Origin of the sequence: Sphingomonas sp. TDK1, assembly GCF_001650735.1 — a bacterium.
Taxonomy (GTDB): Bacteria; Pseudomonadota; Alphaproteobacteria; order Sphingomonadales; family Sphingomonadaceae; genus Sphingomonas.
The window spans coordinates 93,262-107,761 of record NZ_LXVY01000016.1; the positions used below are offsets into that span (position 1 = coordinate 93,262).

Consider the following 14,500-nt stretch of genomic DNA (forward strand, 5'->3'; position numbering starts at 1 on the left):
CATGAACAAGCTAGTATTGCGTTCCGCATTGCTGACGATGACCGTGCTGGGCAGCGGTGCCCTGCTCGCCCCCGCCCCTGCCATGGCTCAGGTCGGCCAGGCATCGCTGCGCGGCACCATAACCGCGCCCGCCAACAATCCCGTGCTCGAAGTCACCGCGATCGAAACCGCGACCGGCATCCGCCGCACCGCCACGGTCGGTGCCGACGGCAGCTACAACTTCGCCTCGCTGCGCCCGGCGACCTATCGCCTGGAGATCAAGCTGCAGAACGGCGTCCGCAACTCGGACGAGTTCACGCTGCGCGTCGGCCAGAATGCCGGCCTAGACCTTGACCTCTCCGCCAACAGTGCGCCGGCCGCCGATACCGGCGCGGCCGCTGCGGACGGCGGCGCGCCCGCACCCGCGGGCGGCGACGAGATCGTCGTCACCGGCAACCGCATCCGCTCGCTGGACGGCGGCCAGGTCGGCATCAACATCACCCAGCGGCTGATCGAGCAGCTGCCGCAGAACAACCGCAACTTCCTGGCCTTCGCCGATCTCGCCCCGGGCGTGCGCTTCATCGAAGGCGCCAACGGCACGTCGAGCATCAAGGGCGGCGCGCAGGACAGCCGCACCGTCAACGTGTTCATCGACGGCGTCAGCCAGAAGGACTATGTCCTCAAGAACGGGATCACCGGCCAAGACAGCTCGGCAGGCAACCCGTTCCCGCAGCTCGCGATCGGCGAGTATCAGGTGCTCTCGTCCAACTACAAGGCCGAGTTCGACCAGGTAAGTTCGGTGGCGATCACCGCCGCCACCAAGTCGGGCACCAACGAATTCCACGGCGAAGGCTTTATCGACTTCACCAACCAGGATCTCCGCGCGCGCCGGCCTACCGAACTGTTCCCGACCAAGCGCGATAAGGTGGATTCCAGCAACAAGCAGTTCGGTCTCGCGCTAGGCGGCCCGATCATCCAGGATCGCGCTCATTTCTTCGTCACCTACGAAGGCAAGCGGATCGACAGCCCCTATGACGTGCGGCCGGAAAACGGCGTGTCGACCAGCATCTTTCCGTCGCAATATCAGCAGTATTTCGGCACCTTCTCGCAGCGCTTCAACGAAGACCTCTATTTCGGCAAGATCGACATCGAGCCGAGCGACAAGGATCTGATCGAGCTGACCGGCAAGTATCGCAAAGAGTCCGGCTCGCAGATCGCGACGGGCGTAAGCGCATCCAACACGGCTACGTTGAACAAGGTCGACGAGAAGCGCTTCATGCTGCGCTGGCAGCGCAGCGAGGACAGCTGGATCAACGACGCCCGTATTTCCTATCAGGATACGAAGTGGGCACCGACGCCGGAAAGCTCTGGTAACGCCTATTTCTTCCAGGCATCGACGCGGAACAACGGCAACTTCACCCGCACCGATCTGCTGCGCTTCGGCGGCGGCGGCAGCCAGCAAAACAAGGGCCAGAAAGGCTGGACGCTACAGGACGACTTCACTTGGACGGGCTTTGACGGACACACCATTAAGGTCGGCGCGAAAGCGAGCTTCATCCGCCTGCGCTCGGTCGAACAGAACCGCGCCAACCCGCAATATACCTACGACATCAACGCGTTCAGCCCCACCGGCTTCAACGACCAGATCCCCTATCGCGTGGACTTCGGCGTCCCGACCGGCAACGGCCCGGTCGACATCCGCTCGAACAACTTCCAGTTCGGCGTCTATGCGCAGGACGATTGGGACGTCACGTCCCACCTGACCCTGAACCTGGGTCTGCGCTGGGATTACGAACGCACGCCCGCCTTCGTCAATTTCGTCACCTCTCAGGAAAACCTGACGGCGGTCTCGCCGACCAATTATCCAAACTTGGTCAACGCCGACTATAACATCAACGACTTCATCTCGAACGGCCACAACCGGAAGACCTTCACCGGCGCCTTCCAGCCGCGCCTGGGCTTCACCTATCGTATCGACGAGGCGGGCCGCTTCGCGGTGTTCGGCGGCTATGGTCGCTCCTACGATCGCAACCAGTTCGACTTCCTCCAGCAGGAAGTCAACCAGGGCGCCTATGCGGTGCGCAACTTCAACTTCCGCGGCGCGGACTCCAATCCGAACAATGCCTGTCAGGGCGCGGACGCATCGACCTGCGTCACCTGGAACCCGATCTATCTAACGCCTGAAGGCCGCCAGCAGCTGCTCGCCGACGCGACGGGCGGCGGACGCGAGTTCCGCTTCCTCAAGAACGATCTCAAGGTTCCCTATTCGGACCAGTTCAGCCTGGGTATCCGCGGCCGCTTCAACCAGATCGGCCTCGAGCTGGGCTACAGCCACATCGCCAGCCGCAACGGCTTCGCATTCCTGCTCGGCAATCGCCGGCCGGACGGCAGCTTCTTCTTCAACGATCCGACCAACCCGACGGACACGCCGGCGCCGCCCTTCGGCTTCTCGCCCCCGGGCTATCGCAGCATCATCCTCGGCACAAACGGGCTGAAGACCGACGCGGACTCGGTCTATTTCAAGGTCACCAAGGCCTATACGCAGGCGTCGCCCTGGAGCCTGGACGCGACCTACACCTATACCGAAGCCACCGAAAACCAGTTCGGCGACACCTATCTGCTCGATTTCCCGTCGATCGATAACTACCCGATGCTGCGCTCGTCGGGCGTGCCGCGGCACCGGCTGGTGATGGCCGGTAGCGTCGACCTGCCGCTGGGCTTCGCCTTCTCGTCGAAGTTCCAGATTGAATCGGCCACCTACCAGAAGGCACTGCTCAATCAGTCCAACCCGTTCCAGAATGTGATCGTCGGCCGCGAGACCGATGGATCGGGCGGCGGCTGGGGCCGGCGGCAGCTGGATATCGCGCTCACCAAATATGTGCCGATCCACTTCATCAGCGACCAGACGCGCCTGCGCTTCCGCCTCGACATGCTGAACGTCTTCAATGACTACAATTACATCACTTTCAATAACGACCCCGCCTCCACGAACTGGGGCGCGCGCAGCAGCTACGACGTGGGCGGCAATCCGCCGCGCACGGTGAAGCTGTCGGTCGGCTACTCTTTCTAACCCCTCCTCTGGGGCGGAGCTTCTCCCATTGCTCCGCCCCGCTTTTTTGCTCGAGGACCCTATCATGATCGATCGCAGGCAACTGCTCGGCTCCGGCGCGCTGGCGCTGGCGGGCCTGGCGGGAGCATGCTCCCAGCCGGGCATCCGTATCGCCGGCATGGGCGCGGCGTCCGGCGCGGACCCGCTGGTCCGCGATCTGCAGGAACGCACCTTCCGGTATTTCTGGGACACCACCGATCCCGAGACCGGCCTTGCGCCCGATCGCTGGCCGACCCCTTCCTTCGCCTCGATCGCGGCGGTCGGCTTCGCGCTCACCGCCTATCCGATCGGCGTCACCAACGGCTGGATCACGCGCGACCAGGCGCGCACCCGCACCTTGGCAACGCTCCGCTTCTTCGCCACCGCGCCGCAGGGCGACGGGCAGAGCGATGCGAGCGGCTATAAGGGCTTCTTCTATCACTTCCTCGGCGTCACCAAGGGGCGCCGCTTCGCTCGCGCCGAGCTCTCGACGATCGACACCGCGCTGCTGCTGGGTGGCGTGCTGTTCGCGCAGAGCTGGTTCGACGCCGACGATCCCGCCGAGGCGGAGATCCGTACGCTGGCCGACCAGCTTTATGCCGCGGTCGACTGGACCTGGATCACGCCGCGCCCGCCTTTCGTGTCGATGGGCTGGCATCCGGAAAGCGGGTTCATCCCTTCGGACTGGAACATCTACAACGAGGGGCTGCTGCTCTACGTGCTGGCGCTGGGCTCGCCGAGCCACCCATTGCCGCCGGAAACCTGGGACGCCTGGACGGTCCGCTTCGACGCGCAATGGAGCGACAAATGGGGGGAAGCACACCTCCATTTCGCGCCCTTGTTCATCCACCAGTACAGCCATTGCTGGATCGATTTTCGCGGCATCCACGACAAGTTCATGGCGGCGAAGGGCATCGATTACTTCGAGAACAGCCGCCGCGCGGTGCGGGCGCAGCGCAATTACGCGATCGCCAATCCCGGCGGCTGGACGGGCTATGGCGAGAATATATGGGGCCTCACCGCCTGCGACGGTCCCGGCGACTTCAAGCTGAAGCTGGGCGGCCGCGAGCGCGAATTCTTCAGCTATTCGGCGCGGGGCCCTGACGACCGCGACGACGGCACGCTGGCGCCGACTGCCGCAGCGGCCTCGATCGCGTTCGAGCCCGAACTGGCAGGCCGCGCCATCTCGACGATGCACGCCCGCTATGGTCGCGGCATCTATGGCCGCTACGGCTTTCTTGACAGCTTCAACCCCACGCTGACCCGCACGAGCGAGCCGCTGAAGCACGGCAAGATCGTTCCCGGCATCGGCTGGGTCGATGGCGACCATCTCGGTATCGACCAGGGACCGATCCTGCTGATGATCGAGAACCTCCGCAGCGGCCTGGTCTGGGAGGTGATGCGCCGCAACCCGCATATTCGTCGCGGGCTGCAGCGCGCAGGGTTCAAGGGCGGCTGGCTCTAGGGCGGCGCGCCCTAGTCGTCCTGCCGGTCCGTTTTCTTGGGCGCGACCCAGACATGGACCGGCACGACGACCTTGCCGGGTGCGGGCTTGCCGATGTCGACGCGGCTGGCCTGAACCAGTTCGCCATTGGCGAGAGTGAAGGAAGCCCAGGGCTTGGGCATGCGGCCGAACGTCATCTTCTGAATGGGTTCGCCGGTGTTCGAATTCATGATCGTAGCAATGACTGGCATGCCCCTGCCGCTATTCGGGCGGGCGCCGCGCTGTCCAGCGGGGGCGCCGACGAATCTGTGGATAGCGCCCCTTCCCCGTCGCGCGATCGGCGCTAAAGCCGCGAGCCAGAGTTTGGCAACGGGAGCAGCCCATGATCATCCGCAGCGACGAGACCCAGGATATCGAGGTGCCCGGCGGCGGCGCGATGCGGATGCACCTGTTCCGCCCGGCGGTGGAGGGTCGCTTTCCCGGCGTGCTGCTCTTCTCCGAAATCTATCAGGTGACCCCCCCGATCCGGCGGCTGGCCGCGATGCTGGCAGGCAACGGCTTCGTCATCGCGGTCCCGGAGGTCTATCATGAATATGAGCTTGCCGGCACGGTACTGGCCTATGATCCCATCGGCACCGATCGCGGCAATGCGCTGAAGATCACCAAGCCGGTCGCCGCCTTCGATGCCGATGCGACGGCGGCGCTGACCGCGCTGGCGGCGCATCCGACCTGCACGGGCGCGCTGGGCAGTTTCGGGGTGTGCCTGGGCGGGCACCTCGCCTATCGGGCCGCGCTCGACCCGCGCGTGTCCGGGGCCGTCTGTTTCTATCCTACCGACATCCATTCCGGCACGCTCGGCGAAGGGCGCAGCGACGACAGCATGGCCCGCATGGCCGATCTGAAGGCGGAGATGCTGTTCGCCTGGGGCCGGCAGGATCCCCACATTCCCTTTGCGGGTCGGGAGGCGATCCGGGCGCGGCTGGAGGAAACCGGCGTCGCCTATGCCTGGCACGAGTTCAACGCTCAGCACGCATTCCTCCGCGACGAAGGGCCGCGTTACGATCCCACGCTCTTCCTCCAGGCGATGGTGCTGACGATCGACTTTTTCCGCCGCACGCTCGGTTGAGGATCGGGTCCGGCCCGCCGCCTGGCGGGCCGGACGATCGCGCGGTACGCGTTAGGGGTTGATGCGCGAACCGTCGGCGTTGAGGCCGAGGTCCTTGAGCAGCGGCGCGACCTGGGGATCGGCGCCGTTGAACGCGCGGAACATCGGCGCATAGTCCTCGGTGTGGCCCTTGGAGAGGATCATCTCGCGGAAGCGCTGGCCGTTGGCGCGGGTCATGCCGCCATGCTGTTCGAACCAGTTGAACGCATTCGCGCTGAGCATCTTGGTCCAGCTATAGGCGTAATAGCCTGCCGAATAGCCATTGCCCCAGATGTGGAGGAAATAGCTGGAGCGGTAGCGCGGCGGCACGTCGGTCACGTCGAGGCCAGTGGCGGTGAGCGCCTTGGTCTCGAAGGCATCGGCGTCCTGCTTGCCGTCGGCGGCGGTCAGCGAGTGCCAGCTCATGTCCATCTCGGCGGCGGCCAGCGCCTCGCCGAAGGAATAGCCCGAATTGAAGGTCCCGGCGCGCTTGATCTTGTCGACCAGCACTTGCGGGATCACGCTGCCGTCCTTGTAGTTCACCGCATAGTGCGGCAGCACCTTGGGGTCGAGCGCCCAATGCTCGTTGAACTGCGACGGGAACTCGACGAAGTCCCGCGCGGTGTTTGTGCCCGAGACGCTGGGATAGGTCTGGTTCGCGAACAGGCCATGCAGCGCGTGGCCGAATTCGTGGAACATCGTCGTCACGTCGTCGAAGCTGATCAACGCGGGCTGCCCCGCCGCCGGCTTGGTGAAGTTGCCGACGTTGTAGATCACCGGCTTGGTGCCAAGCAGCTTGGACTGGTTGACGAAGTTCGACATCCAGGCGCCGCCCTGCTTGTTGTCGCGCTTCCAATAATCGAAATACATCAGACCGACAGTCGTGCCGTTCTCCTCGCGCACCTCGTACACCATCACGTCGGGCTGATAGACCGGGATGTCGGTGCGGCGGGTGAAGGTGAGCCCGTAGAGCTGGTTGGCAGCGTAGAACACGCCGTCGGTCAGCACCTTGTTGATTTCGAAATAGGGCTTCAGCTCATCCTGGTTGAGGTCGTATTTGGCCTTGCGAACCTGTTCCGAATAGAAATCCCAGTCCCACGGCTTGAGCTGGAAATTGCCGCCGGTCGCTTGGATTTGGGCCTGCAGCTCGGCCGCCTCGCGGTGCTGCTCGGCCGCGACGGGCGTGCCCAGCTGCTGCATGAAGGCGAGCGCGGTCTTCGGCGTCTTGGCCATCTGGTCCTGCAGCACATAATCCGCCCAGGTCGCGAAGCCGAGCAGCTTCGCCTTCTGCGCTCGGAGCAGCGCGATCTGCGCGATCGTGTCGCGCGTGTCATTGGCGTCCCCCTTCACCGCACGCGTCCAGCTCGCCTGGAACAGCGCCTCGCGCGTCCCGCGATCCTTGAGCGTCGCCAGCTCTGGCTGCTGGGTCGTATTCTGGAGCGTCAGGACATATTTGCCCGCCAGACCGCGCGCCTTCGCCGCATCCGCCGCCGCCGCGATCTCGGCGTCGGACAGACCGGCGAGCTTCGCCGTGTCGTCGATCACCAGCGCGCCCGCCTTGGCTGCAGCCAGCAGCTTCTGCTGGAACGCCGTCTCCAGCGTCGAGAGCTGGGCGTTGTACTTGCTGAGCGTCGCCTTGTCCGCCGGCGAGAGCTTGGCGCCCGCTCGCACCATGTTCTCATAGGTTAGGGTGAGAACCTGCAACTGCTCCGCATTCAGGCCAAGCGCGTTGCGCTGATCGTACAGCGTCTTCACCCGTGCGAACAGCGCCGGATCAAGCGCGATCGCGTCCTGGTGCGCGGCGAAGGCCGGCGCCAGGTCCGCTTGGGTCTTCTGCAGCGTGTCGTCGGTATTCGCGCTGACCACGCCGTAGAAGGCCATGCTCGCCCGCTCGAGCAAGCGCCCCGAGCGTTCCAGCGCCGCGATCGTGTTGTCGAACGTCGGCGCGCTGCGCACGCGGGTGATCGCGCGGATCTCGGCGCGCTGCTCGGCCATGCCGGCAAGCAGGGCCGGCGCATAGTCGCTGCTCTTGATGCGATCGAACGGCGGCGCCTGGAACGGCAGCGCGCTCGCCTTGGCGAAGGGATTGGAGGCGGGCAGCGGCGCAGCCGCGCTGGCGACGGCAGGACGGGCGGTCTGCGCGAGCGCAGTGGTCGACATCAGCAGGATCGTGGCAGTTGCAGCGAGCAGGCGCATGGAGACTCCATCATCACAAATCATGACTGCGATGCGCCTGCGCCGCTGGCGGGTCAATGGCCGGCACTGCGGATGCTGTCCCGCCGCACGGTCCCGTCCAAACCCACGCCCCCGAGGTGAAAATCATTTCATTCGCCAGCCGCTCGGCTGCGGCGCAAATGCCCCGGCGCCGGTGTTGCGGCGCACCACGTGCCCGATTCCGACTTGTCGTTTCTCGTGCGCAGGCTGCCCATGCTCCATCTCATCCGCATCGCGCTCAGCAAGCCGCTCACCTTCGTCGTCCTCGCGATCCTGATCGTGCTGGGCGGCGGCGTGGCGGCGCTGACGACACCGACCGATATCTTCCCCGACATCAAGATCCCGGTGATCGCGGCGGTCTGGACCTATCGCGGCCTGCCGCCCGAGGAGATGTCCGGCCGCGTCATCTATTATTACGAACGGCAGCTCACCTCGACGGTGAACGACATCGATCACATCGAGAGTCAGAGCCTTGCCGGTATCGGCATCGTCAAGATCTTCTTCCGCCCGAACGTCGACATCCGCACCGCCACCGCGCAGGTGACGAGCATGAGCCAGACGGTGCTCAAGCAGATGCCGCCGGGCATCACCCCACCGCTGATCCTCAACTACAACGCGTCGACCGTGCCGATCCTGCAGCTGGCGCTGTCGTCCAAGACGCTGTCCGAAGCGAAGATCTTCGATCTCGGCCAGAACGCGATCCGCCCGGCGCTCGCCTCGGTGGGTGGCGCCGCCGTGCCGTCGCCCTATGGCGGCAAGGAACGCCAGATCCAGATCGACATCGATCCGGCCGCACTCCAGGCGCACCATCTTTCCGCCGCAGATGTCGGCGCGGCGCTGGCGCAGCAGAACCAGATCGTACCCGCCGGCACCACCAAGATCGGCAGTTACGAATACAACATCCGGCTCAACAACTCGCCGGAAGTAGTAGGCCAGCTCAACGACCTGCCGATCAAGACCGTCGACGGCGCCACCGTGCTGATGCGCGACGTCGCTCATGTCCATGACGGCTCGCCGCCCCAGCGCAACATCGTCCGCGTCGACGGCCACCGCGCCGTGCTGATGACGATTTTGAAGAGCGGCGCGGCCTCCACCATCGCCATCGTCGACGGGGTCAAGGCGCTGCTGCCGAAGCTCGCCGAGACGCTGCCGCCCGACCTGAAGGTGCTGCCGCTCTCCGACCAGTCGCTGTTCGTTAAGGCGGCGGTCAACGGCGTGGTCCGCGAAGGCGCGATCGCGGCAGCGCTGACCAGCCTGATGATCCTGCTGTTCCTCGGCTCTTGGCGCTCGACCGTCATCATCGCCGCCTCGATCCCGCTGGCAGTGCTGGCGGCGGTCGCCGGCCTCGCCGCCGCCGGACAGACGCTCAACATCATGACGCTGGGCGGCCTTGCCCTCGCTGTCGGCATCCTGGTCGACGACGCGACGGTCACTATCGAAAACATCAACTGGCACCTCGAACAGGGCAAGACGGTGCGCGACGCCATCCTTGACGGTGCGCGGCAGATCGCACAGCCCGCCTTCGTCTCGCTGCTCTGCATCTGCATCGCCTTCCTGCCGATGTTCTTCCTGCCGGGCATCGCGGGCTTCCTTTTCGCGCCGATGGCCGAAGCGGTAGTATTCGCGATGATCGCCAGCTTCGTGCTCAGCCGCACGCTGGTGCCGACCATGGGCAATTTCCTGCTGCGCCAGCACGCCGGCGCGCACACCGCCGAGCACATGGCCAGCCATGACGCGATGGCCGGGACGCCGAAAAGCCGGAACCCGTTCCGCCGTTTCCAGCACGGGTTCGAGCGGCGCTTCGAAACGATCCGCCGCTACTATCTCTCGCTGCTCGGCTTCGCGCTGGCCCGGCGCAAGGCGTTCGTGCCCGCCTTCCTGCTGGTCGTGCTCGCCTCCTTCGCGCTGATTCCGATGCTGGGGCAGACCTTCTTCCCATCGATCGACGCCGGCCAGATCAACCTGCACGTCCGCGCGCCGGTCGGCACCCGCATCGAGGAAACGGCCGCGTTGTTCGACCGGATCGAAGACCGCATCCGCGGCGTGGTCCCGCCCGATCAGCTAGTGTCGATCGTCGATAATATCGGCCTGCCGGTCAGCGGCATCAACCGCGCCTATTCCAACACCGGCGGCATCGGCCCGCAGGACGGCGACATCCTGATCACCCTGTCCAAGGAGCACAAGCCGACCGAGTTCTATGTGAAGGCGCTGCGCAAGGCGCTGCCGGATGCCTTCCCGGGCTCCACCTTCTCGTTCCTGCCGGCGGACATCATCAGCCAGATCCTCAACTTCGGCGCCCCTGCCCCCATCGACGTTCAGGTCGCCGGCCCGGACAAGAAGGCCAACGAAGCCTATGCCCATCTGCTCGCCGAGAAGATGAACCATGTCGCGGGCATCGCCGACGTGCGCGTGCAGCAGGCGAACGATTATCCCGAACTCGCCTTCGACGTGGACCGCGCCCAGGCCAACCGCGTCGGCATCACCGAGAATGACGTGACCAAGAGCCTGTCGGTCAATCTTGCCGGCAGCTTCCAGGTCGCCCCCGCCTTCTGGCTCAACCCGAAGAACGGTGTTTCCTACCCGATCGTCGTGCAGGCGCCGCAATATCGCATCGATACCATGTCCGACCTGCAGAACCTGCCGGTCACCGGCACGCAGGGCAACGCCCAGCTGCTCGGCGGCATCGGCACGCTCCACCGCGAGCCAAGCGCGGCAGTTGTCTCGCACTATGCGGTGCAGCCGGTGTTCGACGTCTATGCGACGACGCAAGGCCGCGATCTCGGCGCGGTGGCCGCGGGTATCCAGAAGGTGATCAAGGACACCGAAGGCCAGCGGCCCAAGGGCGCCACCGTCGCGCTCCGCGGCCAGGTCCAGACGATGAACACCGCCTTTTCCGGCCTGCTGTTCGGCCTCGCCGGTGCCGTGGTGCTGATCTACCTGCTGATCGTCGTGAACTTCCAATCGTGGATCGACCCGGCGGTAATCGTCTCGGCGCTGCCGGCGGCGCTGGCGGGCATCGTCTGGATGCTGTTCGCCACCCATACGCCGCTCTCGGTGCCCGCGCTCACCGGTGCGATCATGTGCATGGGCGTCGCCACCGCCAACTCGGTGCTGGTCGTCAGCTTCGCCCGCGAGCGGCTCGCCGAGACCGGCAACGCGCTGATGGCCGCGATGGAAGCGGGCGCCACCCGCTTCCGCCCGGTGCTGATGACCGCGCTCGCCATGATCATCGGCATGGGCCCGATGGCATTGGGCCTGGGCGAAGGCGGCGAACAGAACGCGCCCCTGGGCCGCGCCGTGATTGGCGGGCTGATCTGCGCGACGCTCGCCACGCTGATCTTTGTTCCCGTCGTGTTCAGCATCGCGCACCGTCGCGACAAGCTCCGTCACCCCTCCGACCTCGCAGCCGAGGACCTTGTTTATGCAGAGTGAAGCTCCCCTCTCTCCCCAGACTCACGCACCGCGCGGATTGAAGACGGCCGGGATCGCCGCCGTGGTGATCGCCGGTGCGGTGATCGCGCTCGGCACGATGAGCCGTGCCCATGATGCCGGCGAGGCCCAGCACTGGTCCGATGCCCGATCGATACCGGTCGTGCATCTGGTGCCCGTCCAGGCCGCCGCAGCGACCGGCTCGCTCAGCCTGCCGGGCACGCTGGAAGCGTGGAACGCCGCCAAGCTGTACGCCCGTGTCGGCGGCTATGTTCGCGGCTGGGACAAGGATATTGGCGCCACCGTCGCGGCCGGCACCCCCCTCGCCCAGATCGACACGCCCGAGCTAGACCAGCAGATCGGCCAGGCGCGCGCCGACCTCGCCAGCGCCATCGCCAATGCGGGTCTAGCCAAGAGCACGGCCGCGCGCTGGAACGACCTGCTCACCACGCACTCGGTCTCGCAGCAGGAGGCGGACGAGAAGAATGGCGAGCTGGCAGTGCGCAACGCCGCGGTGAACGCCGCCCGCGCCAATCTCGGCCGCCTGCTGGCGATGAAAGGCTTCGCCACGGTCCGCGCGCCCTTTGCCGGCGTGGTGACCCAGCGCGCCGCAGACATCGGCGATCTGGTCGGTCCCAGCAGCGGCAACCAGCAGCCGCTCTTCTCGGTCGCCGATGTGCGCAGGATCCGTATCTATGTGAGCGTGCCGCAGGTCTATTCCTCGGCGATTCACCCCGGCCTCGCGGCGACGTTGAGCGTGCCCGACTATCCGGGTCGCAGCTTCACCGCACAGGTGGTCGGCCAATCGGGCGCGATCAGCCAGCAGAGCGGCGCCTTCCAGGTGCAGCTCGTGACCGACAATCCGGGCGCGCTGCTCAAGCCCGGCGGCTATGCCAAGGTGGGCTTCAATGTCGCGGGACAACCGGGCACGGTGCAGATCCCGTCGAGCGCGCTGGTTTTCCGGGCGCAGGGCGCGCGTGTCGCGCTGGTCGGTCCCGATGGCCATGTCCATCTGCAGGCGATCGCCATCGGCCGCGATCTGGGCCCTTCGGTGGAAGTGCTGGGCGGTCTCAAGCCCGGCGACCGCATCGTCGACAATCCGCCAGACTCGGTGAGCGAGGGCGAACTGGTGCGGGTGCAGCAGAGCCATGCGTAAGCGCCTCACCCTCGCCTGCCTGGCCATGGCGACGGCGCTGTCCGCCTGCGGCACCACCCCTGCCTATCGCCCGCCGGTGATCACCCCGCCGCAGGTGTTCAAGGAGGCCGGGCCGTGGGTCGCCGCCGCACCGTCGCTCCCGGCGGACAGAAGCTGGTGGACGATCTTCGGCGATCCCGTGCTGGACGGGCTGGAACGCAGGATCGCGACCGGCAACCCGACGCTGCAAGCTGCGCTCGGCCGCTATGAGGCGGCGCAGGCCTATGTGCGTCGGGCGGGCGCGGCGTTGCTTCCCAGTATTGGCGCGCGGGCGGACGTGACGCAAAACCGCCAGTCGGACAACCGCCCGCTGCGTGGCAACAACCAGCCGGACTATTATGCTGCCGATACGCTGTCGGCGGGGGTCGGCTGGGAACCCGATTTGTGGGGCGGCCTCCACGCGCGCGTCGCCGCCAGCCGAGCCGAGGCGCAGGCGAGCGGCGACGATCTGGCGGCGATCCGGCTCGCGCTCGAGACGACGCTCGCCCAGCGCTATGTCGAGCTGCGCGGGCTCGACGCCCAGACCCGGATGCTCACGGATACGGTGAAAGCCTATGCCGATGCCGATGCGTTGATCCGGCGGCGCTATGCCGGCGGGATCGCCTCCGGAATCGACGTGGCACGCGCCGGCGCGCTGCTCGCGGACGCCCGCGCCCAGCTCGCGGACATCGGCGCCACCCGCGCCCTGGTCGAGCATGCTATCGCCAGCTTGGTGGGCCAGTCGGCAAGCGGCTTTTCCCTTGCACCCACAGCTGGCCAACCGGCGCTCCCGTCGCCGCCGCCCGCGCTGCCCTCGACACTGCTGCAGCGCCGCCCGGACGTTGCCGCCGCCGAGCGCCGCATGTTCGCGGCCAATGAAGAGATCGGCGTCGCGCACGCAGCCTTCTTCCCCTCGATTACGCTGGGGGCCAGCGGAGGCGTCCAGAACACCGCACTGGCTGGTCTGGTCGCCGCTCCCAATACAATCTGGTCCATTGGGCCCAGTGCGCTGCTTTCCATTTTCGACGGAGGCAGGCGCCGCGCCGCACTGGCGGTTGCCCGTGCGCGCTGGACCGAGACGACCGCGGACTATCGCGTGCGCGTGCTTACGGCGTTTCAGCAGGTCGAGGATGGCCTTGCCCAGCTACGGCAGTTCCAGGAGGAAGCCGACGCCCAAGACGACGCGGTGCGTCTAGCCGGGAAAGCAGAGCAGTTGGCGCTGAACCGCTACGAGAAGGGTGTCGTCACCTATCTGGATGTGGCGACGGCACAGGCAGCGGCCCTGCAGGCGCGACGGAAGGCGCTGGATCTCGATACACGCCGGCTCGATGCCTGCATCCGCCTTGTCGGCGCGACTGGGGGCGGTTGGCACGAAGGGTAGGTGACGTGGGTTTGATAGCTGCGTGCCCGCAATAAGCGCGGCGCGCAGCGTCGCGCGGATGCACGCACCTTCCCATCTCCGACACACATATCGGAAAAGCCAACGTGCAGCACGCGGCGCAAATCGTTTGCATATCCTCGCTACGTCCGGCGCCCTGGGATAACCACCGAAGTCACAGTCAAAATACAATCACACATCCCGATTCGATGAATACGCGAACCGGTTGTCAAATACGTAGTTTTCTACATATCGTTTCCGTTCATCATAAATTACATATCAAACACGATTAACATCCATTTTTTATTACGTTTCGATACGACAACGAATAAAAATGCAGATCGTTTGCGGTAATTTTGAACTTTCCAGCAACCGCACTCGCCGAAATCGCTCTACAATTGCGAGTATGTCGTAATAGCGGGGCGGAAATAAGTATTTCTACTTATGGTCGTCTCAATATTAGAGGTGATCATGCCGAACATATTGGCAATGCCATCATCACCATCGGTTAAGAGCGGACGCGATCTTCAAGTCCCGCTGCCGGAACCATATTCGAGCGGCGAAGCCGCCGAGATCGACAAGCGGACGGTCGAAGAGGCCGGTTTCAGATTCAACCAGCGTTCGAAATCCCTTCGTTTCGCGGCAGCGGA

The 14,500-nt window shown here is 65.5% G+C and carries 8 protein-coding genes; 6 read left to right on the forward strand and 2 right to left on the reverse strand.

Going from position 1 to position 14,500, the window contains the following annotated elements; translation table 11 throughout:
* Nucleotide 1: 1 nt before the first annotated feature.
* Both A7X12_RS10495 and A7X12_RS10500 read left to right on the forward strand, forming a co-directional pair.
* Nucleotides 2-3,049 (forward strand): TonB-dependent receptor, encoded by a 3,048-nt coding sequence (locus A7X12_RS10495; RefSeq protein ID WP_064311574.1) that lies wholly within the window; start codon nt 2-4, stop codon nt 3,047-3,049.
* 64 nt (nt 3,050-3,113) lie between these two features.
* Nucleotides 3,114-4,532 carry a glucoamylase family protein gene (locus A7X12_RS10500; RefSeq protein WP_064311575.1) on the forward strand — a complete coding sequence of 473 codons (1,419 nt, stop codon included), beginning with the start codon at nt 3,114-3,116 and terminating at the stop codon, nt 4,530-4,532.
* Nucleotides 4,533-4,543: 11 nt separating this feature from the next.
* On the opposite strand, the gene A7X12_RS10505 is transcribed toward A7X12_RS10500, so the two are convergent.
* Entirely contained in the window at nt 4,544-4,762 is a 219-nt protein-coding gene (locus tag A7X12_RS10505) for a hypothetical protein (protein WP_084445324.1), read from the reverse strand.
* Between the two features lie 131 nt (nt 4,763-4,893).
* Between A7X12_RS10505 and A7X12_RS10510 the strand changes: the two genes are divergently transcribed.
* Nucleotides 4,894-5,637: a dienelactone hydrolase family protein gene (locus A7X12_RS10510; protein WP_064311577.1), complete on the forward strand. Its 744-nt coding sequence runs from the start codon at nt 4,894-4,896 to the stop codon at nt 5,635-5,637.
* Nucleotides 5,638-5,688: 51 nt separating this feature from the next.
* On the opposite strand, the gene A7X12_RS10515 is transcribed toward A7X12_RS10510, so the two are convergent.
* Nucleotides 5,689-7,851: a M3 family metallopeptidase gene (locus A7X12_RS10515; RefSeq protein WP_198161989.1), complete on the reverse strand. Its 2,163-nt coding sequence runs from the start codon at nt 7,849-7,851 to the stop codon at nt 5,689-5,691.
* Nucleotides 7,852-8,082: 231 nt separating this feature from the next.
* On the opposite strand from A7X12_RS10515, the gene A7X12_RS10520 reads away from it, so the two are divergent.
* Genes A7X12_RS10520 through A7X12_RS10530 form a run of 3 tightly spaced genes read left to right on the forward strand, consistent with a single transcriptional unit; the run spans nt 8,083 to nt 13,853 of the window.
* Nucleotides 8,083-11,301: an efflux RND transporter permease subunit gene (locus A7X12_RS10520; protein WP_064311578.1), complete on the forward strand. Its 3,219-nt coding sequence runs from the start codon at nt 8,083-8,085 to the stop codon at nt 11,299-11,301.
* Nucleotides 11,291-12,454: an efflux RND transporter periplasmic adaptor subunit gene (locus A7X12_RS10525; protein ID WP_064311579.1), complete on the forward strand. Its 1,164-nt coding sequence runs from the start codon at nt 11,291-11,293 to the stop codon at nt 12,452-12,454. Before A7X12_RS10520 ends, A7X12_RS10525 begins: the two co-directional genes overlap by 11 nt.
* Nucleotides 12,447-13,853, forward strand: a complete 1,407-nt coding sequence (locus tag A7X12_RS10530) for an efflux transporter outer membrane subunit (RefSeq protein WP_064311580.1) — start codon at nt 12,447-12,449, stop codon at nt 13,851-13,853. The genes A7X12_RS10525 and A7X12_RS10530 overlap by 8 nt, the downstream gene beginning before the upstream one ends.
* The last annotated feature ends 647 nt before the right edge of the window (nt 13,854-14,500 follow it).

Bases quoted from the DNA above. Each gene is read 5' to 3' on its own strand.
- A7X12_RS10525 (WP_064311579.1), top strand. From the start codon at position 11,291: ATGCAGAGTGAAGCTCCCCTCTCTCCCCAGACTCACGCACCGCGCGGA.
- A7X12_RS10500 (WP_064311575.1), top strand. From the start codon at position 3,114: ATGATCGATCGCAGGCAACTGCTCGGCTCCGGCGCGCTGGCGCTGGCG.
- A7X12_RS10515 (WP_198161989.1), bottom strand. From the start codon at position 7,851: ATGCGCCTGCTCGCTGCAACTGCCACGATCCTGCTGATGTCGACCACT.
- A7X12_RS10505 (WP_084445324.1), bottom strand. From the start codon at position 4,762: ATGCCAGTCATTGCTACGATCATGAATTCGAACACCGGCGAACCCATT.
- A7X12_RS10495 (WP_064311574.1), top strand. From the start codon at position 2: ATGAACAAGCTAGTATTGCGTTCCGCATTGCTGACGATGACCGTGCTG.
- A7X12_RS10530 (WP_064311580.1), top strand. From the start codon at position 12,447: ATGCGTAAGCGCCTCACCCTCGCCTGCCTGGCCATGGCGACGGCGCTG.
- A7X12_RS10510 (WP_064311577.1), top strand. From the start codon at position 4,894: ATGATCATCCGCAGCGACGAGACCCAGGATATCGAGGTGCCCGGCGGC.
- A7X12_RS10520 (WP_064311578.1), top strand. From the start codon at position 8,083: ATGCTCCATCTCATCCGCATCGCGCTCAGCAAGCCGCTCACCTTCGTC.